Annotated in this window: 17 protein-coding genes and 1 riboswitch; of the genes, 4 read left to right on the top strand and 13 right to left on the bottom strand. The window is 47.5% G+C overall.

What is annotated here, in order from left to right:
* Positions 1-405 (bottom strand): FAD-binding protein (locus C1I60_RS25050; protein WP_252361502.1); only part of this gene is annotated, 405 nt, incomplete at its 3' end.
* Between the two features lie 106 nt (positions 406-511).
* The gene (locus C1I60_RS01050; protein WP_137060114.1) at positions 512-1,186 is read right to left on the bottom strand and encodes a succinate dehydrogenase cytochrome b558 subunit; all 675 of its coding nucleotides are present in this window, start codon (positions 1,184-1,186) and stop codon (positions 512-514) included.
* A gap of 225 nt (positions 1,187-1,411) precedes the next feature.
* Here C1I60_RS01050 and C1I60_RS01055 point away from each other — a divergent pair, with 225 nt between their 5' ends.
* Entirely contained in the window at positions 1,412-2,317 is a 906-nt protein-coding gene (locus tag C1I60_RS01055; protein WP_137060115.1) for a LysR family transcriptional regulator, read from the top strand.
* Positions 2,318-2,322: 5 nt separating this feature from the next.
* Here C1I60_RS01055 and C1I60_RS01060 read toward each other — a convergent pair whose 3' ends face one another.
* Entirely contained in the window at positions 2,323-3,000 is a 678-nt protein-coding gene (locus C1I60_RS01060; protein ID WP_137060116.1) for a potassium channel family protein, read from the bottom strand.
* 18 nt (positions 3,001-3,018) lie between these two features.
* Positions 3,019-4,359, bottom strand: a complete 1,341-nt coding sequence (locus tag C1I60_RS01065; RefSeq protein WP_137060117.1) for a TrkH family potassium uptake protein — start codon at positions 4,357-4,359, stop codon at positions 3,019-3,021.
* A 374-nt stretch (positions 4,360-4,733) separates the two neighbouring features.
* Positions 4,734-4,883, bottom strand: a riboswitch (cyclic di-AMP (ydaO/yuaA leader).
* 263 nt (positions 4,884-5,146) lie between these two features.
* Between C1I60_RS01065 and C1I60_RS01075 the strand changes: the two genes are divergently transcribed.
* Positions 5,147-6,877, top strand: coding sequence for a CPBP family intramembrane glutamic endopeptidase (locus C1I60_RS01075; RefSeq protein ID WP_137060118.1), 1,731 nt, complete (start codon positions 5,147-5,149; stop codon positions 6,875-6,877).
* Here the strand turns inward: C1I60_RS01075 and uvrC are convergent.
* The 4 genes from uvrC to C1I60_RS01095 all read right to left on the bottom strand — a co-directional run bounded on the left by uvrC (position 6,846) and on the right by C1I60_RS01095 (position 12,037).
* On the bottom strand, positions 6,846-8,936 hold the full coding sequence (gene uvrC / locus C1I60_RS01080; RefSeq protein ID WP_137060119.1) for an excinuclease ABC subunit UvrC: 2,091 nt from the start codon (positions 8,934-8,936) through the stop codon (positions 6,846-6,848). The genes C1I60_RS01075 and uvrC overlap by 32 nt on opposite strands.
* 155 nt (positions 8,937-9,091) lie before the next feature.
* Entirely contained in the window at positions 9,092-9,409 is a 318-nt protein-coding gene (gene trxA / locus C1I60_RS01085) for a thioredoxin (protein WP_010347861.1), read from the bottom strand.
* Between the two features lie 119 nt (positions 9,410-9,528).
* Positions 9,529-10,482 carry a primosomal protein DnaI gene (dnaI, locus tag C1I60_RS01090; protein ID WP_137060120.1) on the bottom strand — a complete coding sequence of 318 codons (954 nt, stop codon included), beginning with the start codon at positions 10,480-10,482 and terminating at the stop codon, positions 9,529-9,531.
* Positions 10,483-10,519: 37 nt separating this feature from the next.
* Positions 10,520-12,037, bottom strand: coding sequence for a replication initiation and membrane attachment family protein (locus tag C1I60_RS01095; protein WP_137060121.1), 1,518 nt, complete (start codon positions 12,035-12,037; stop codon positions 10,520-10,522).
* A 347-nt stretch (positions 12,038-12,384) separates the two neighbouring features.
* Here C1I60_RS01095 and hemQ point away from each other — a divergent pair, with 347 nt between their 5' ends.
* Positions 12,385-13,164, top strand: coding sequence for a hydrogen peroxide-dependent heme synthase (gene hemQ / locus C1I60_RS01100; RefSeq protein ID WP_137060122.1), 780 nt, complete (start codon positions 12,385-12,387; stop codon positions 13,162-13,164).
* 126 nt (positions 13,165-13,290) lie between these two features.
* On the opposite strand, the gene C1I60_RS01105 is transcribed toward hemQ, so the two are convergent.
* The 4 genes from C1I60_RS01105 to C1I60_RS01120 all read right to left on the bottom strand — a co-directional run bounded on the left by C1I60_RS01105 (position 13,291) and on the right by C1I60_RS01120 (position 17,768).
* Positions 13,291-14,457, bottom strand: coding sequence for an ABC transporter permease (locus C1I60_RS01105; protein ID WP_137060123.1), 1,167 nt, complete (start codon positions 14,455-14,457; stop codon positions 13,291-13,293).
* Complete coding sequence (locus C1I60_RS01110) at positions 14,454-15,791, bottom strand: HlyD family secretion protein (protein WP_137060124.1); 1,338 nt, start codon at positions 15,789-15,791, stop codon at positions 14,454-14,456. Before C1I60_RS01110 ends, C1I60_RS01105 begins: the two co-directional genes overlap by 4 nt.
* Positions 15,792-15,905: 114 nt before the next feature.
* Positions 15,906-16,412 carry a MarR family winged helix-turn-helix transcriptional regulator gene (locus tag C1I60_RS01115; protein ID WP_137060125.1) on the bottom strand — a complete coding sequence of 169 codons (507 nt, stop codon included), beginning with the start codon at positions 16,410-16,412 and terminating at the stop codon, positions 15,906-15,908.
* A 165-nt stretch (positions 16,413-16,577) separates the two neighbouring features.
* A complete protein-coding gene (locus C1I60_RS01120) occupies positions 16,578-17,768 on the bottom strand; it encodes an NAD(P)/FAD-dependent oxidoreductase (RefSeq protein WP_137060126.1) in 1,191 nt (396 codons plus the stop codon).
* Between the two features lie 247 nt (positions 17,769-18,015).
* Between C1I60_RS01120 and C1I60_RS01125 the strand changes: the two genes are divergently transcribed.
* A complete protein-coding gene (locus C1I60_RS01125; RefSeq protein ID WP_137060127.1) occupies positions 18,016-19,020 on the top strand; it encodes an NAD(P)/FAD-dependent oxidoreductase in 1,005 nt (334 codons plus the stop codon).
* A gap of 160 nt (positions 19,021-19,180) precedes the next feature.
* Here C1I60_RS01125 and C1I60_RS01130 read toward each other — a convergent pair whose 3' ends face one another.
* Positions 19,181-19,324, bottom strand: a complete 144-nt coding sequence (locus tag C1I60_RS01130) for a sporulation histidine kinase inhibitor Sda (protein ID WP_137060128.1) — start codon at positions 19,322-19,324, stop codon at positions 19,181-19,183.
* Positions 19,325-19,488: the final 164 nt, after the last annotated feature.

Here is a 19,488-nt window from a genome sequence, read left to right on the forward strand (position 1 = left end):
AAGCTGCTGCCCTGTCGTCGCTCCAGCAAAGGCGGTCCGATGATGCTGCGTCCCCCCGAAGCGGCGGAAATCCAGCAGTCCTTCCGGTGTCCGGTTAAACATGACACCCATACGGTCCATGAGATGGATAATCCCCGGGGCCGCTTCGCACATCGCTTTTACCGGAGGCTGGTTTGCGAGAAAGTCCCCGCCATAGACTGAATCGTCAAAGTGAATCCAGGGTGAGTCGCCTTCACCCTTCGTATTCACCGCGCCGTTGATGCCGCCTTGAGCACAAACGGAGTGGGACCTTTTGACCGGAACCAAAGAAAATAAATGAACGTGAACTCCTGCCTCTGCCGCCTTGATCGTAGCCATTAGACCCGCAAGGCCGCCGCCCACGACAATAATGTTGGATGCTGCCATTTCTGCTCACTCCTTTTTTTCAGGATTTTAGCCAAATCCTCTTTTACCATAAGAAATAGAATCTGCAAACGATGTATTGCAAACACGTAAAGTGTACATTCATTTTTTACAGTAGCTGTTGAATAGCACTGCTTTGTATCAAGGCGGTTGCCGTTTCCTGGAATTCCGCGCTGCGGAATGCCAACAGGGAAGCGATGAAGCCGATGGATACAACCACGAACAAGGTCATGCAGATATAGGAGGACACTTTTTGTGCACGCGGTCCCACCGTAATCCCCCAACTGACCATAAAAGCCCATAGTCCGTTTGCAAAGTGAAAGGATGCCGAAACAACACTGATTAAATAGAGGATAAAATAAACCGGATTCGTTACAATGCCATGCATCACGCCGCCTAGCTGCTCATGTGTTACATGACCCAGAGCCACCTGAAAACGTGTATCATATACGTGCCAGATAATGAACACGAACGTAATCACACCGGAAATGCGCTGAAACAGAAAGCGCCAGTTACGCGAATAGCCAAAATTTTTGACATTCGGGTCAGCCTGGTAAGCGATATACAAGCCATAGATTCCATGGAACAGCAATGGCAAGTAGATAAATAACGTTTCAAGCACAATAACAAGTGGCAGACCATTCAGGAAGGCCACGCTGCGATTGAATCCTTCCTTGCCGCCCTCCACCGCTGTGAAGTTGGTCACCAAATGCTCTACAAAAAATAGAGCCAGCGGAATGACACCAAGAAGCGAGTGCAGCTTTCTGGAATAAAATCCTTTCATCTAGGTAATGCTCCCTTCTCCTAATAATAGCGTTTTCAATAGTAATATAACATATAAATGACAGTTTCAGACAGTAAATGTCCAACAAGATGTACCTTAAAATGAAAAACAAAAGTGTGAACATCTTGTGTCGCTTTCATGTTACTCCTTTTCGGCTTATAATGGAATTGCAATATACGTATTAATTGTTATGTCTTTTTTGCATATAGAGAGGAAGTGAATGATTTGTTTGAGGAATTGAACGCTTTTGCCGTCATTGTCGAGCAATCCAGTCTGAATAAAGCCTCCAAGCTGCTTAATCTGTCCCAACCCGCCCTGTCTCGCAAAATCGCCAAGCTGGAGGAAGAACTGGGTGTGAACCTGTTTGATCGACGGGGCAAGCGACTCGAAATTACATCAACAGGCCGATTTGTATATACATTCGCACTGGAGCAACGGCAGCGGCAGCTCCGCTTTTTGCAAAAGCTGTCACAGCACAAAAACGAAGCCCAGAGCATGCTTACGCTGGGTGCGAGTCTGACGACACTCCAAACAACGCTGCCTACTCTCGTCGAAGCCTTCATGAGCAAGCATCCCCAAACCGAGCTGAAGCTACTCACAGGCAAAACCCATGAGATCGTCGCTTTTGTGCGCGACAAAAAAGCAGACGCCGGTATTGTCGGGTCTGCCATTCATGAGGCCGGCCTGCGCTGCATTCCCCTGTTTGACGATCATTTGGAGCTAGTCGTTCCGATCGGTCATGAATTAACGATGAAGACGGAAACAGCCTCGATGAAAGATTTGCAAGGGCTGCCAATGATTATTTTTTCCAAGGGAACCTGGTATCGCAGTCTTACGGATGACCTGTTCCAGCGCAGCGGGATCATGCCGGATATTCGTATGGAAATCGACTCGTTCGAGGCGATTGTGCGCCTCCTGCCGACCTGCAAGGCTTCGGCATTGCTGCCCAAATCCTACTTGCGCAACGAGTTGCTGCGGGATAATGGGCTAACCCCGCTGTACTTGCCTGATTTGAAAGAGACACGGCGAACCACCTCCCTTATCTACTCGGAGACGACCGATCTGGGACCGACAGCACGGCGCTGGATCAGCGAGACACGTGCATCGTTTGCCGGCTATCGTATGGTGTAGCAGGGTTAGCCTTCTTCATTAACGTTAACGACCTCGTCCTCAAAGCGGCCGATATTATCATTGGAGCCGATGATGACCATAATATCGTCTGCTTTTAGCCGATCCATCGCTGTTGGTGCAATCAGGATACCGTTCGCCGTATGAAGCGCCACAATGCTGCAACCAAAGCGGGTACGGGCATTCAGCTCAGATAGCGTTTTGCCATGCAGGCATGCAGGAACATTGAGTTCCACAATGCTGTATTCCTTGGACAGCTCCAAATAATCAAGCAAATTAGGTGTAACCAGTTGATGAGCGACTCGTATCCCCATATCTCGCTCGGGATAAATGACCCGGTCCACACCGAGCTTTTCCAACGCTCGTCCGTGCAGCACAGAAATCGCTTTCGCAACGACTTTGCTCACACCCAGCTCCTTTAGCAAAATGGCAGCCAGAATGCTGACCTGAATATCAGCACCAATCGCAACAATGCCGCAATCGAAATTACGGATGCCCAATGATCGCAGCGAATCCTCATCTGTAGCATCTGCCACGACGGTATGCGTCAACAGCTCACTCATACTGTCCACAACATCCTCATTCCGGTCGATGCCTAGCACCTCGCACCCCATATCTACCAATTGCAAAGCCAGGCTTGAGCCAAATCGTCCCAAACCAATAACTACAAACTGCTGCGTTTTCATATCTACTCGAGAACTCCCTTATCCTATAATCATTTTGCCTTCCGGATGACGATATAATTCCTTACCCTTTTTGGGTCCTAGCGCATACGCCAATGTAAGTGGGCCGAGTCTACCTGCAAACATCGTCAGGGTAATGACCAGCTTGCCTATAACCGTCAAATCAGGTGTAAGACCCATCGACAATCCCACCGTCCCAAACGCAGATACCGTCTCGAACAATATCATCAGAAAATGATGATCCTCGGTTGCCGACAAAATCATCGTTACGCCAATCACAAACAGCAACCCCAGCAGTGTAATGGTCAAAGCCTTGTAAATTCGCCCCTGCGCAAGCCGGTATTTGAACAGTACAATATCCTCTCGACCTCGCAGCATCGAAATCACGGCTCCAATGAGCAGCGCAAACGTTGTCGTCTTAATCCCGCCTCCAGTAGAGCCAGGAGAAGCACCGATAAACATCAATATAATGATGAAAAACTGCGTAGCCTGTCGCAAGCCAGCGATATCTAACGTATTGGCACCTGCGGTGCGCGGTGTTACGGACTGGAATAAAGATCCCAGCAGCTTTCCACCCCAATCCAGCGAGCCCAGTGTCTTCGGATTGGTAAACTCGAATACAAAGATGACAAGCGTGCCGACTACGATCAGGGCAGCCGTCATACTGAGTACCACCTTGGTATGCAAGGAAAGTCTCCCACGCTTGCGGTATTCTACCAGATCCGACATAACCACAAAGCCAATGCCACCCGAAATAATCAGAAACATAGCTGTAAAATTAACAATAGGATCATACACATAACCTGTCAGGCTGCGAAAGTGACCGAATAAATCAAAGCCCGCATTGTTAAACATGGAAATGGCATGCCAGATTCCAAAATAAATCGCCCTGCCTACGGGCATATCAAAGGACCAGCGAATCGCGAATATCGTGGCGCACACGCCCTCAATGATTAGGGAGTACAGCAACACCCTGCGAATCAATCCGACAATTCCCTCAACAGAGGTCTGGTTCATCGCTTCCTGCAAAATCAGGCGTTCCCGCAAGGAAATGCGGCGCTTGAATACCAGCGCAATCAAAGTAGCCATCGTCATAAAGCCGAGACCGCCAATCTGAATCAGCGCAGCGATAACCACCTGACCAAAGGTAGTAAAGAAGGTACCGGTATCCTTAACGACAAGACCTGTAACACAGGTTGCGGAGGCGGCTGTAAACAAAGCATCTATAAATGCAAGCGGCTTCCCCGTTGTATTGGAAATCGGCAGCATTAACAACAAGCTGCCTATAAGAATGATAATGGCAAAACCCGCAACGAATATCTGCGGTGGAGAAAGCCGAAGCCATCTTGCATTGGGATTCATCTATTTATCACTGCTCCTACTTGGTGAATTATGAGCATGGAGACGCTCCGGGTGCAGATTGTTCTTCCGATTGCTGTTACCCCGGATTTTTTTCTGATTTTTAAGCCTTTTTAATGGTTAAAATCCGGTGGTAGCTTATGCTTACGATGCGAGCTTTCCTATGGAAAGCTTTCAGGCAACCGCTTCGCTTCTTCAGAACAATTCTGCCCCCTCCGCTACTGCCAGCTCATAAAATCACCAATCTCTTTTCAGTTTCTTTAGTCCGTTTCTTTTGAGAAAACAGCGATCGGAAGATCAAATGGATCGCGAAGCGGGCTTAACTCAGCTACGTTTTAATAACACAAAAAAAGACACCGGAAATCCGAGTGCCTGACTTGGTTCCTGTTCACAGCCTACGAGGTTAGCTGACGGATTCGGGCTGCACAGTATGCCCTATTCACACTTCCGGTCCGGGACCGGCTGTAAAATTCACCCCAGTAACATGGTTCCCCCGTTTTCCTATGGAAATTCGGCTCAATTGTATATCGTTAACTATATATTTCATATGCATTGTCTCAACAGATTATAATCCTTCTATATACAGAGCACAAAACCGATTTCGCCGAAATAACGTTAAATTAGCGGTAATTGGAGAATACGCCGCCTTTAATCGCAACTTATCTAATTTTATTGAAACTTTAAACTGCTTTCACTCCATTTTCATGAATATCGTAGGTCTGTTGGCGGGAACCTGTGCAGTATGATATCTTTAATGGATGTTCTTATTTACAGATTAAGGAGGAAACTCATGAATCCTATCGGGAAACCGGTCGTGCTCACGGCCAACTTCAAAAGATTAGGCTTGCTGGGCGGGATTGGCCTGATTTGCTTTTTTGTCTTTCAATTGCTTATTCCCTCGTTTAGTAATCCGAATCCAGAGGCACTGACGAATGCCAAGGTCATCAGCAAGCAGGAAGCAGTCATGCACGCACTGGACTTCGCCCGCTCCGAGCTGGGCTATACCGAATTACGGTCTAAGGAGCCTCTGGTGACCTATCAGGCCGAGACGGATTTGTACGGTTATTTATCCAGAGAAAAGCTGCTTCAACAGTATGATCGTATTTGGAAAAAAAGGTATCCCTACGAAACCTTCCGTGTCGATTTGCCGGAGCCATCTTCCAAAAGCAAACTACAAATTCATGTAGATTTGTCCACTGGCAAAGTCGTTAGCTTTAAACGAATGACCTCCAGCACCAGTTACACACAAGCTGATATTTCTACGGATGAGCAAGCACGTAGCAGGCTTGTACGTGCAGCCGAGGGAGACATGACGCTGGAAGCGAAGGAGCAGGCAGCGACAGCTTGGGTGAAACGCTTTGGCTTTAAGCCGTCGGACTTGAAGCTCGCTACAACCGCAGGCGAGGGTGGATTGAAGTATACCGTGGACGATAAGAAAATCGGTTCCTCGGTGCTTACACTGGCCTTTACTTTTGAAGACGGGGATGTTCGCTCGTTTACACAAAGCTTTTCGGCCCCATCGTCCTATACGGATTATGTAAAAAAACAAACGTACTGGGCAAACTGGATGACCTACGCGGGTTATGCTTTATTAAGCATGGTCTTGGGCATACTTGCCATCGTATACGCCTCACTCACACGACGCCACACTTCCTTTGTACGCGGCATTGTTCTGTCCATTGTATATTTTGCTGCCAGTATGGCAGGGACATTTAACATGCTACCTATACTGCAAGCAGAAGCAGGCGGTCGGGGAGCGCTTATATTTCTTATGATTTTGCAAGTTGTGGTTTCCTTCGTAATGGCTGTAGCAATCTACTTCTCCTTGGTCGGCGGTGACGGGCTGATGCGCAAGGTTGGACTGAATGCATGGCCACGCGCCAAAGAGCCAGGCTATGGGCTGTATGTGCTTCGCAGTATGTATGTTGGCTACTTGTGGGCCTTTATTTTACTTGGGGTGCAATCCATTTTGTTCTTTGTACTGGAGCGCACGCTTCATACGTTCTCCACAACAGATGCCACACAGTCTCCTTACAACATGGCTTATCCATGGCTACTGCCGATTATGGCTTGGATGGCAGGTATTGGAGAGGAAGCCGTATACCGTCTGTTTGGTATTCCGATGGTGAAAAAATTAGTGAGAAGTACTTTTGTTGCCTGTCTGATCACCACATTGATTTGGGCACTCGGGCACACACTGTATCCGATCTATCCGGTCATTTCCAGACCGATTGAGCTGACCTTCCTTGGATTGCTGTTCAGTTTTGTGTTTCTGCGCTACGGCTTTATTGCCGCCATGTTCAGCCACGTTATTTTTGACAGCATTCTGATGGGACTGAGTGTGATGACGCTAGGAGATAGCGTGAACCTGTTCGCAGGTATATTCTGGATCGTGCTCCCTGCCGTTGTGGCCTATATCATGTACTGGTTTAGTCCAAAGAAACCAAATCGAGTCATGTTTGAGCCCATAAAAAAAGAAGAGCCGTATTCTACGACTCCTCCTCCCGAAGGGCAGCTATAATCTGACGCGCAAGCTTATCACCGATAGAGAGAGGCCGGAAGTCTTCGACGCTGGCCTCTCTTATTTTTTTAAGTGAGCCAAAATGCTTAAGCAGCAGCTTACGCCGCTTCTCGCCAATTCCCGGAATCGAGTCCAAACGAGAGGTTACCATGGATTTGCCCCGTTGCTCACGATGGAATGTAATGGCGAATCGGTGAACCTCGTCCTGAATCCGTTGCAGCAGGTAAAATTCTTCACTGTTGCGGGCCAGTGTCACGGCCTCGGGAGAATCCCCCACCAGTAGTTGAGAGGTTCTATGCTTGGCATCCTTCACCAGACCACACACAGGAATGAACAAACCCAGTTCATTCTCCAGCACATCCACAGCGGCCTTAATCTGCCCGCGTCCACCATCGACGACGATCAAATTCGGGCGCTCCAGATTTTCCTTGAGCACACGCTCATATCGACGCCGAATGACCTCACGCATCGTTTCATAATCATCAGGCCCCTGTACCGAACGGATTTTATATTTACGGTATTCCTTCTTGGCAGGCTTGCCATCAATGAACACAATCATGGCCGATACCGGATCAGAACCCTGTATGTTGGAGTTATCAAACGCCTCGACCCGGTGCAGGCTATCCAGCCCAATCGCACGCCCCAAATTGCTTGCAGCCTTGGATGTCCGTTCCTCGTCCCGTTCAATCAGCTTAAACTTCTCATCCAAAGCGACCCGTGCATTTTCCGTAGCCATCCCTGTCATTTGCTTTTTCAATCCACGTTGAGGCACCAGCACCTTTACATCCAGCCATTCAGCCAGAGCGTGAGCTGCCGTAGCTGGTTCCTCCAGCCCACCTGACAGTTGGGTTTCTGTGTTGTCTCGGTCCAATGCTTCTCCATAAGAAACACGCTCCTCTGCCACTAGCAGTGTATCAGCGAGACGCTCGAACGAATGTTCTGCATTTTGCACATCCGGCACTGTACCTGCTTCTTGCGCAGCATCGTTACTGGTCTGTCTGGTTCCCTCGGTTGTTGCAGTGTGAGGAGCAGCTTCCGCCTCAGCCGATTGACCGACATCCCCCGGTTCCGCCTGCTTCATCAGCTTCGGTGTATCCGGCAGCAATATTTCCTGCGGCACCGCCGGGTTATCACTATAATATTGCGTTACATAGGACATAAAATCGCTGTAAGCCTCTCCGTAAAAAGGAAACGTAGACATATGCCTCTCGATCATTTTACCTTTACGAACATATAGGATCTGCACACACATCCAGCCCTTATCCACCGAAAATCCGAATACATCGCGGTCCTTCGCATCGGCTGTCGTGATTTTCTGCTTTTCCATCATCGCGTCAATGCTGATAATCTGGTCGCGCAGCTCCTTGGCACGCTCAAAGTACAGTTCCTCTGCGGCCTCCTGCATTTTATGTTGAAGATCTTTTTTAATTTCCTCATGCCCACCACTCAAAAAAGAACCAATCTCCTGACCAATCTGGTCATACGTTTCCTGCTCAACCTCTTTCACACAAGGCCCCAGGCATTGATGCATATGATAATAAAGGCACACTTCCTTCGGCATCACACCGCACTTGCGTAACGGGTACATGCGGTCCAGCAGCTTCTTCGTCTGATGTGCCGCGTAGGAATTAGGATAAGGGCCAAAATATTTTGCTTTATCTTTCAGAACGCGCCGGGTCACCTCCAGCTTGGGGTGCTCCTCGTTCGTAATTTTCAAATACGGAAAGGTTTTGTCATCCTTCAATAGCACGTTATAACGCGGCTGGTACTTCTTAATCAGGTTGCACTCCAGGATGAGCGCTTCCATATTACTCCCCGTAACGATATATTCAAAATCACGGATGTCGGAAACCAGTCGCTGCGTCTTGCCGTTATGGCTACCTGTAAAATAGGAACGGACCCGGTTTTTCAGCACTTTGGCCTTGCCGACATAAATGATGGTGCCCTCGCTGTTCTTCATCAAGTAACAACCCGATGCATCCGGCAGCAACGCTAATTTGTGCCGTATGTTCTCCAGCGCCTTCTCCTGATCTCGCAAGTCCTCCGCATAAGATTCCATTCGCCCGGTTCCTCCTTCCATTCTTAAATGACTTCAACTACTATATAATATGCAGGAATAATACACAAAAACGCCCCCGGTATTTACAACCGGAGGCATTGACCGTTCATGGCCGCTCCCCAAGCCCCTGCAGGAGCATGGGTCACATGCGATGATTACTGGTGTTTAGTAAGCATGCTTTTCAGCGCTTCTTTGGAATTCAGACCCACCACTTTATCAACAGGCTGTCCGTCTTTGAAGACGATCAGGGTAGGAATGCTCATAACGCCGAAACGGGAAGCAGACTCTGGATTTTCATCCACGTTTACTTTCGCGATTTTGACGCTGTCGCCAACTTCTGTGGACAGATCCTCCAGAATAGGAGCGATCATTTTGCAAGGACCGCACCATGGCGCCCAAAAATCAACTAAAACGGTTCCTGTACCTTCGACTTCTGCGTTGAAGGATTGGTCGGACACGTTAACAATTGCCATTGTATGTTCCTCCTTTATAGAAAAGTCAAGATTATTATAACCTGTAATTTCTTTTTTGACACCTTTTAATTATATCACAATAGTTTTTTAATTGTAAGATATCAAAATAGCAAATTGATTTACGATGATCCTCGCTGATTTTTTCCTTTGACAGTAATGACGTCTACAAAAGGACGAATCCGGTCCATCAAACGTTGCCCCTTGTACAATTCCTCACCGTCCTTGCTCGTAAAGCTCAGGTGCTTCTCCAGCCCCTGCAACGAGTAATTCGAAGTATAAAAGGTAGGTTTGCGGTTCATTCGGTAATTCAAAATCGAGCCCATTACATGATCCCGTACCCATGGACTCAAATTTTCGGCTCCAATGTCGTCAAATACGAGCAGATCACAATTTTTAAGCATTTCGGTCGTTTCCTTCAGCTTTTGTCCTTCCTGAATCATGGACTTTAAGTCCTCCACAAAATCAGGCATATACACGATCACACCGTTCAGCCCGGACAGGGCCAGCTCGTGCAGCAGATATCCCATTAAAAAGGTCTTCCCCGTACCAAACGTACCTTCCAGGTACAGTCCTTTTTTGGATAAGCCCTGGCTTTTCGTTTCTTCGATGTAACGGAATAGCTGTGTGACTGCGGGCATACGTTGTGAGTCCTTACGTGCAATTTCAAGGGCATTATAGCCTTCCAAAAGCGCACGCTCATCCACATAAAAGCTTTTAATCCGCTGACGCACCCGCTGCTCGTGCTGTGAAGCTACCAGCTTGGCGCAAGGGGTACGAATGTCTACCATTTCGGCTGTACCATTCGGATATTCCACGCCCAGCTTGCAAAAATGTCCCTGAAAATCGTTAGGACACTGTTCGAGCCCCGGACAGTTGTCGCAATTCCGACGATCCCGGGTATACTGAAAAAGCATGCTCATATTTAATCGCAGTTGTGCTTCGTCAATATCGGGATGCGCAACGCAAAATTCCTGCACCAACGGATCATTGAGAACCTGATCGGCCACATTGCGCGTGCGCTGGCGAAACGAAGGGTTCTGCAGCTGCTGTAGCAAATCGCCCAGTGATTCCAAGAACGCTCCTCCTTTCTAAAATGTGTAGAGCTATCCACTACACCTTTTTCTGCTTGCCGGATTGCATTCGTTCGGCTAGACGCAGCAGTTCATCCAGTTCTTCCTCGGATACGGATTCCTCGGAAGGATGATCCTGTACGATGGGAATGGATGGCTTGGATGGGCCGCTGTTTTTGGCATACGACCGCGAACGGCCGCCGGAAGGAGAAGCAGCGGACTGCTTACCTTTTACCTTGGCCTGATCCCGTATATATTGAACGGCCTTTTCGTAAGTATTTACCTGCTTTAGCAGCATGTTGGAGGCAACGGCCTCGACAAAATTGCGGTTGATCCGCTGATCGCTCCCTGACACCAGCAGGGACATTAAATAATGGATAAGTACGTTGATGACTTCACCGGGCAGCTTGTAGCTGATATCAATCTTTTCGAATATATCCAGCAGGTTACCTGGAACCGTGCCGGGGAAAAAGGTTTGCAGCAAACGTCGATAAGGCTCATTGCGCAGCATCATATTATATTGGTGAATGTCGCACTTGGCTGTGAACTGTGGTGGAACCTCCACATAAAATTCCATTTCCACGGCTTGCTCCGCAGGCGGCTCTTCTGGATTGGCTGCTTCTCTCTGGCGCAAGGCAACCACTTTGGCGGCCTGCACCTGCTGTTCCTCCTGACGCTTCCGATCCTGTCTGGAATGCTGGCTGGCCCGGAGTTGAAGCTCGTCTAGCAGCAAATCGCCCGCTTCGGTAAAGATACCGTCCTCATCCAGCAAGCGGCTGATGTCCTGCACAGATAAGTCAAATTTGCGAACAACGTAATTGACCATGCCTAGCTGCTCGTGCTCAAAGCGGAGGCGTTCCACATGCTTGCGATTAACGGATTCGCGTGGAAAACGAAGAATGATGTCTGCATAATTCAGCCCTTCCTCCGACTCTGCGGCCAAAGCCCCATTATGACGGCCCGAAGACACCTCGGACAGCGCCTGCTCCAACTCGTAATCAATGACATGGGTGTTCAGCTCAAATAACTCGTAAAACGGTATAGATATATTCTCTTTATTATAGGAAGATTGCGACCATTCCGCAGATTCGCTGCTCCACAGCGATTCTCGCAGAGAAAGCACTGCAAACTTGCCGATTTTGTCTCTCAACAAAAGAGTAAGATGCTGCGTTCTGAAAAAATCGGCAGGCGCAAGCGGTGGCTGCATCTCATATTCATACATATAATCATCCGTTTCCGGTGCATATAGCCTGGACGTCTGCAACAGACCGACAGCCTCCAGCTTGGAGGTCTGTTCAATGAGATATTTGCGTCCCTTCTCGCTTGGCTCCAGCCCTAGTGTCAGAAAAAGACGACGCTGCTGCTCCAGCGGCGAATAACCGATCTGTCCGACTGGCACATGCTGGAACAATAGCCGATACAGGCTGACCGCAAATGCGCCTACCATCGGCTGATAGACACTTCCCAGCATCAATTCATCCAGTGCGCTCAAGCCGAATTCCCGATAAACGCAGTAGCGGTGGTTCTCAGTATAGTGCAGCAGGTTTTTCATCCGCATTCCAACATTCTTCCTTTCCTGACATAACGGTCACCAAGATGTTTTTCTATTCTATCATACTTGCCCCTAGCTGAGACCAGCAAAATAAGTCCAATTGTCCTCCTTTTTGGCAGTCTCATTCGTCCGTGTTCCCCTTTTTTCGAGAATACTAACTATTTTACGACTTGTGACCTGCATCACGGAAAAAATAAAATTCTTCACATTTCTTTCATTGGTGAAAATCCTTTATTTGGGCTACAATATAATAGTTAAGCATTACACATTCTTTATTCGCAGGACATACTTACAACGCACATGTTTCGGCCATGCCGATGATTATTTACAGATTTGAAAAAGGAGTGACCATTGTGAACCAACATCAACCTCAACAACCCCCATCAACGCCAAATGAAGTAGCATCCACGCTGGAAGGCTGGTATGCACTTCACGATTTCCGATCCATCAACTGGACCGCATGGAAAACAGCAGACGATGAAGAACGCGCCGGAGCGCTGGACGAGCTCCAAGAGTTTATGAAGGAATGGAGTGTTACCGAGGAAGCAGGTCTAGGTAGCTCTGCCGTATATACTGTAATCGGACAAAAGGCTGATTTTGTGATGTTGCATCTACGCGAAACGCTGGAAGACCTCAACAAACTCGAAAATGAGTTTAACAAAACAACCTTTGCCAAATATACGACTAAAACCTACTCTTACGTGAGTGTGGTAGAGCTGAGCAACTATTTGAGCAAGGACGAAGATCCGATGCAAAATCCGCAAATTGTTGCACGTCTGAAGCCTGTTTTGAACAAGGCTCGATACATTTGCTTCTATCCGATGAACAAAAAACGCGATTTGGATGACAACTGGTATATGCTTTCGATGGATGAGCGCCGTACTCTGATGCGCAGTCACGGTTTGATCGGACGCAGCTATGCTGGCAGAGTGAAGCAAATCATTTCCGGTTCTATCGGCTTCGACGATTGGGAATGGGGTGTCACGCTGTTCTCCGATGATGCCCTTCAATTCAAGAAGCTGATCTACGAAATGCGTTTTGACGAAGTCAGCGCCCGTTACGGCGAGTTCGGCTCCTTCTATGTCGGCAGCGTCCTGAACGAAGAAACATTTGAAGACATGTTAAAGCTATAAAACGACCAAGGATTTCGTGAGCTCCCGCTTTAGGGACTGCGGAATCCTTTTTTTTACGTGCTTCAAAGCCACACAGGATGAGAAAAGGCCCCCTCACGGGCGCCCGAAAAATCATATTCTTATTTATTAGTGTAACACAGGTTCAACCACTACAGCTGCATCCTCGCTTTTTGCCAGCTTTCTTTTCTCCAGAGCAATCAGAATAAAGACCAGAAGCAACAAAGCGCTTAACAGGATCAAAAATCCTCCAACCTCAGGAATGAAATACTTCAAGCTTCCGCCCTTGAATCCCATCCCTCTCAAAAACTTGAAATGCCAGGTTAATGGAAGAATGTTGCTTACATACTGCAACGATGGAGGTAGCATAGCTACCGGCAATTGAGCACCACTCAGCATAAACGAAGGCAATATAAGCAGCATGAGACGCGGGGAAGCTTTTCCCGGATTCGCAGCACTCCATCCCAGAACCATAGCAAACAAACCCAAAGTAATCGTGTACAGTAGAAACGGAATACTCATTTGCCATACATTGGCCTCAAAACGGAGTCCGCCGATCTGCTTGAGCAAACCAATGGATAGAAAAAAGGATACACACCCTACTACCGCATACGGTATCACCCTCAAAATCAGACCGTATGAATGCTGCAGCTCATCTTTTAATCGTCCTTCCTCCCGTAAGCGAGGAACAATCGTCAACGCAGCAGCACCAATCAGCGAAATCATGATTGTATTCATGAACCCCATAACCGAGGTCATCAGCGTAATGTTGGTTGGATTATACAATAGCCGCTGCTGGAGCAGCATATTGGAGGTAAGCCCTGTAACCTGGCTGTCACTCATTCCCATACCCTTTAGTCCACCACCAGCCAGCATCACATTTTCCGTGGCAATGATCTCCGTCACCGCCGACCGCAGATTCCCTGTAGCCAGCCCGACCGTGTTATCTACATAAAAGCCGATGTTGCTCTGGACTCCCTTAACTCTATTCTCCTCCAGACCTGCCGGGAGATAAATCACTGCAAAAAACTTTTCATTATATAAGAGTAAATTCGGGTCGGTTTCATTCTCTTGCACATAACGTACATCAATATATTGGGATGCATTTAATTTATTAATAAGCTGTCGGCTATAATGGCTATGATCTAAATCGACTACAGCGACAGAGGCATCGTTAAGCTGATTGTTTTTAAAAACAAACCCTAAAGATGCCGATACGACAATCGGGACGAGCAATATAACGAATACCAGCTTGCCGCTGATCAACAGCTTCCATTCCTCTATAAACGCCTTCATTTCGTCACAACCTCTATCGTCATGCCAGGTAATAATTCAGGTGTTCGCTGAACATCTACCCTTACCTGGAAGGAGCTTATATCAGCCAAACCTTTATCCCGGCTCATTCTCATGTTGGTATACTGCGGAGCAGAGGTAACGTATCTCACCTTGCCCTGAATATTTTTGTCTAAAGCTACGACATGTGAAGCCACATTTTTCCCTGCTTTAAACTGTGAGATGGAATCCTCATCCACATAAATATCATAGTATAGCTGGTTGGTTTCAATAACGACGCCTGTTGCCCCCGTAGCAACGATTTCTCCCATCTTGGGAACAATGCGGGACACTTTACCGTCTGCGGATGCCTTCAGCACCGTACGTCCGCGCTGCAATTCCAAGGTTTTGAGCTGAACGGTTAATGCCTGTTTTTGTTGAGCCAGAAGATCTACATTGTATTCACCATTTTTAACATCTTTACGTGTTTGGGAGGTCTGGGTAAGTGCTTCCTTGGCCTTTTCTGTTTTGATGCGGGCCTGTTCGCGTTCCTCTGCGGTTGCGCCTGCCTCCATTTTTTCCAGAGCGGTTTGCTGCTGGGCGATACTATTTTTAGCAATGTCGGATTGTTTGCTGGCCGCAGTAATCTGATTATTGGCAATCTCCACCTGATCCCGAGCTGTATCCAGCGTAATTTGGGCAGAATCCAGTTGGTTTTTGGCGTTATCCAGCTCCGCCTTGGTTCCAGCCCCGGCATCGTACAAAGCTTTGATGCGATTGTAATTGACTTTAGCCAACTCATGCGCCTGTTGTCTGGAGGTCACTGTCTTTTGCGCGATCTCTGCATTTCTTTTGGCTGTCTCCACCCCTGTCAGAGATGCGTCCAACGATTGCTGCGCCGCTTCAATAGCCAGCTTTTGCTTTTGGATATCCTCCGCACGTGTGCCTTGGTTCAACAGGGATTCTCCCGCTTGCGCAGCCTGAATATCCAGTTGCCCCTGTTTTTCTGAAGTCGAAATTTTCTCCGACTGGTTTTGCAGTCCGTCTTTAGCCTGCTTTATTTTTACATCAGCCTGCGCGATATCCGTTTTTAATTTCTCAATTTGCAGGTCGAGGTCCACAGGATCGAGGGTCATGAGCACATCGCCTTTTTTCACCTGTTGTTCCTCCTTCACCTCAATGGTGCTCACTCTTCCCCCAACGCCCTGAAAAGCGACATTTACGGTATCTGCGGTAAGTAACGTGTTTTTTTGTGCGGCAGCCATACTCACAGCATCCTTGCCGTTCATAGCCATCAGCGTACCTCCAGTACCTAACGCGGCAATAAGTATAACGTACACAATGATATTTTTTTTCATTGTTATGAACTCTCCTTCATGATGATTTAGCTAATAATAAGCGGAAAATGAAAGTTAAAAAAAAAGTGCGCAACCTGATAGTACGACGTCTAACTATTGGCCTCGGGAAAGGTATTATTCCCGTTTTATTCGCTCCACACCTGTGGAAAGCTTCTGTAGCATCCCCGCGAAGTGGACATGATCTTCCTTCGTAAATTCCTTCAATAAATCGGAAAAAAGCTGAATGAACAGCGGAATTCTTTCCGTCATTAACTGTCTTCCTTCCTCAGTCAAGGAGATTGCGGTCATACGTCGATCCGCCAGCGTACTTCTTCGGATGATACCGTCACGTTCCAGCTTGTCGATTACACTGGTTACGGTTGAACGTGTTACTCCTGAATATTCGGCCAGTTCAGATGGAGTCAACGCACGTTCATGCAGATACAGCGGAATTAAGATTTTCAGACTTCCAATTGATAGTCCATATTCCGACAGTCTGGAGCACACACCATTGTATACTTCATGAGCCGTCTGCATGAAAAGCACTAGCGTACTCAACGATTGGGGGTCCACATGGGGAATTTTTTCTGCCAATAAGTTTATCTTTTTGGGATCACCCTTGAAGTTAAAATCAAAATACAACGTGAAAGCCCCCTCTGTAATTAATATCCACACTATACGTCGCCGTATAGTTATGTGTCAATACTCTTTTTAGAGGCACATTAATAAAAAAGGTTTCCAAGCTCCCTGGCCAGGAGTCAAGAAAACCTTCTCAATGCATAGGATTTTTTGATGTCATGCTCAAGCTTAGAAAAACCGTCCTTTTTTAAGCACTAGCGGAATCCCGCCAATGATAAACAGATAACGGATATCCACAATTTTCTTCAACTGCGCGGCAATCCAGCCCTTTATTTTGCGATTGCCCACGACCGCGACAGCCTCCCCTTTTCCAAGAGAAGCAACCGTGCCTTTATTGGAAAATACGAACTTGTGCAGCTCCTTTTTCCGAAGTGTAGCTGCCAGATTCTTTGCGCAGAGTACCCCTTGCTGCATTGCAATTTGGGCGGTCGGCGGATACGGGCGTCCTTCGGGATTAAACATTAAAGAACTGTCCCCGATAATAAAAATGTCGTCATGGCCCGGTGCGCGTAGAAAATCGTCGATCTTCACCCGTCCGCGCATCACTTCAAATCCGGCTTTCTCGATCAGGACGTTACCACGAATACCTCCAGTCCATACGACCGTGCAGGCTTCGATTTTCTCACCCTCACCGACAATGACGCCGTCCTCAAGACATTCCTTAATGGGAACACCGATGCGGAAGGTAACGCCCTTGCGCTTAAGGACTTCCATCGCGTATTCTACCAGCTCCGGATCGAAGCCCGGCAATGCCGTAGGAGCCGCTTCGACGTTAATGATTTGAATCCGGTTAAAATCAATATCATAGGCTCTCGCCAATTGTGGCAGGCGATCCGCCAGTTCTGCCACGAATTCAATGCCGCTAAAGCCCGCTCCTCCGACCACAAAATTCAGCCGTCCGGGGTTTCCGTCATTTTTATACAAAGCAAGCTGGTATTCGATATGCTCACGGATCAAGCGGACCGAGTTAATGCTTCGAATCGTAAGCGCGAACTTATCCATCCCCTGAATACCGAAGGTTTCCGGTTCCCCCCCCAGTCCGATCACCAGATAATCATAGGATAGCGATCCATCCTCCAGCACGATTTTCTTCTCCTTCGGTATGATTTCCTTAACCGTTCCTTTGATTAGATCCACCTTGAACTCATCGATCAGCTGCGAAATCGGAATCCGTGAATGCTCAATTGTATCCGTACCCGCCGCAGGCATGTGGAGATGCGTTGTTATATAATGATAATCATGGCGGTTAATCAGCGTGACATCGGCCTCGTTGTGCTTGAGCTCCTTTTGCAATTGCTGAGCCGTCAAAATACCGCCATACCCGGCGCCCACAATGACAATTTTGGGAATACTGCTCATGCTTCTACCCCTTCCGGTTAACGTAATCTTTGATATTCACAGCTTTGCTACCTGCATGACTAATTTATGCACGCCAGATAATCTTCATCAAAATATTAATCACTTAAACTTTGCAAGCGGAACCCGGCAGTTTATAATGATAAACAGTGAATCATGCGTTCGATGGCTTTCTTACCTCTGCGGCTGATTCAACATTTAACATTCAATATCCATTATCCATACTATTCCTTTCGGAGGTGTTTTTAGAGTGACAGCTCAATCCACAGGTGCGGAGCTCAGCGATCTGATTATCATCGGAGGCGGTCCAGCCGGTATTTTCGCTGCTTTCTACGGGGGAATGCGACAGGCATCCGTCACCTTAATTGAAAGTATGCCCCAACTCGGGGGCCAGCTTGCAGCCCTTTATCCTGAAAAATATATTTATGACGTCGCTGGCTTTCCTAAAGTGACTGCACAGGAACTGGTCAACAATCTCGTTCAGCAGATGAACCACTTTAATCCAGAAGTACAGTTAGAAGAGAAAGTCGTATCATTAGAGAAAAAGGAAGAACGCCACTTCATCGTCAAAACAGATAAAGGCGGCGAGTATCACGGTAAAGCGGTCATTATTACCGCTGGCGTGGGTGCTTTTGAGCCGCGCAGACTGGAACTGCCGGGCGCAGATCGTTTTGAAAAAACGAACCTGCATTACTTTGTCAGCGACCTGAGCAAATTTGCAGGCCGGAAAGTTCTGATCAGCGGCGGCGGCGACTCTGCGGTAGACTGGGCGCTCATGCTGGAACCGATTGCAGAACAGGTTACATTGATTCACCGCCGCGACAAGTTCCGTGCGCATGAACACAGTGTAGAAAACCTCCTCGCTTCCAAAGTAAACGTCGTTACACCGACTGAAATTACAGAGCTGCATGGGGAAGACTTGATTACGAAGGTTACTCTTGCTCATGTAAAAACCAAAGAAACTCAGGAAATCGAAGTGGACGATGTAATCGTTAACTTTGGATTTGTATCCACACTCGGCCCGATTGCCGAATGGGGAATCGAAATCGAAAGTAACTCCATCGTGGTCGATTCCCGTCAGGAAACGAATATTCCCGGTATTTTCGCCGCTGGGGACATTACGACCTATCCAGGCAAGCTCAAGCTGATTGCTGTCGGCTTTGGTGAAGCCCCTACGGCCGTCAACAATGCCAAGGTATATGTTGATCCGGACGCCAAGCTGTCCCCGGGTCACAGTAGTAACATGAAACTGTAGTCTACTTTAGACTATGACAAAAAAGGGTATTTTACTCCAAATTTGAATTATTGGAGTGAAATACCCTTTTCTACGGTGTGCCTATTCGTTGCAATGATTGTCCGTAAAGCCATTCGAACCCTGAATGACTTCACAGTCACAGTACGAGAGCTTGTCCGGTCTAATGAAGGACTACGGCTGTACTCATCTCTAAGTTTCTTTTGTGAATCTCAGCCAGCAACAGTGCAATGAAGTCACATTCAAGTTTAAGCTCGATTGCCATCTGATAGGAATCCAAAAGCATTTCATCCGTCAGCATAGCCATCCTCGACACAACCTTTCCTTATATTTCAAAATCTATTCTATCAAAATACCAAAAACGGAACAAGCGTTCTGTTATCCACAGCATGTTGTGGAAATCCTGTGTATAAATTGTTGGTAAGTGTCGTAAAGCCTTATATGTGACAGGGGATAATGTGGACAATACTT

The sequence above is a fragment of the Paenibacillus terrae genome, from assembly GCF_005217525.1.
Lineage (GTDB): Bacteria > Bacillota > Bacilli > Paenibacillales > Paenibacillaceae > Paenibacillus > Paenibacillus terrae_C.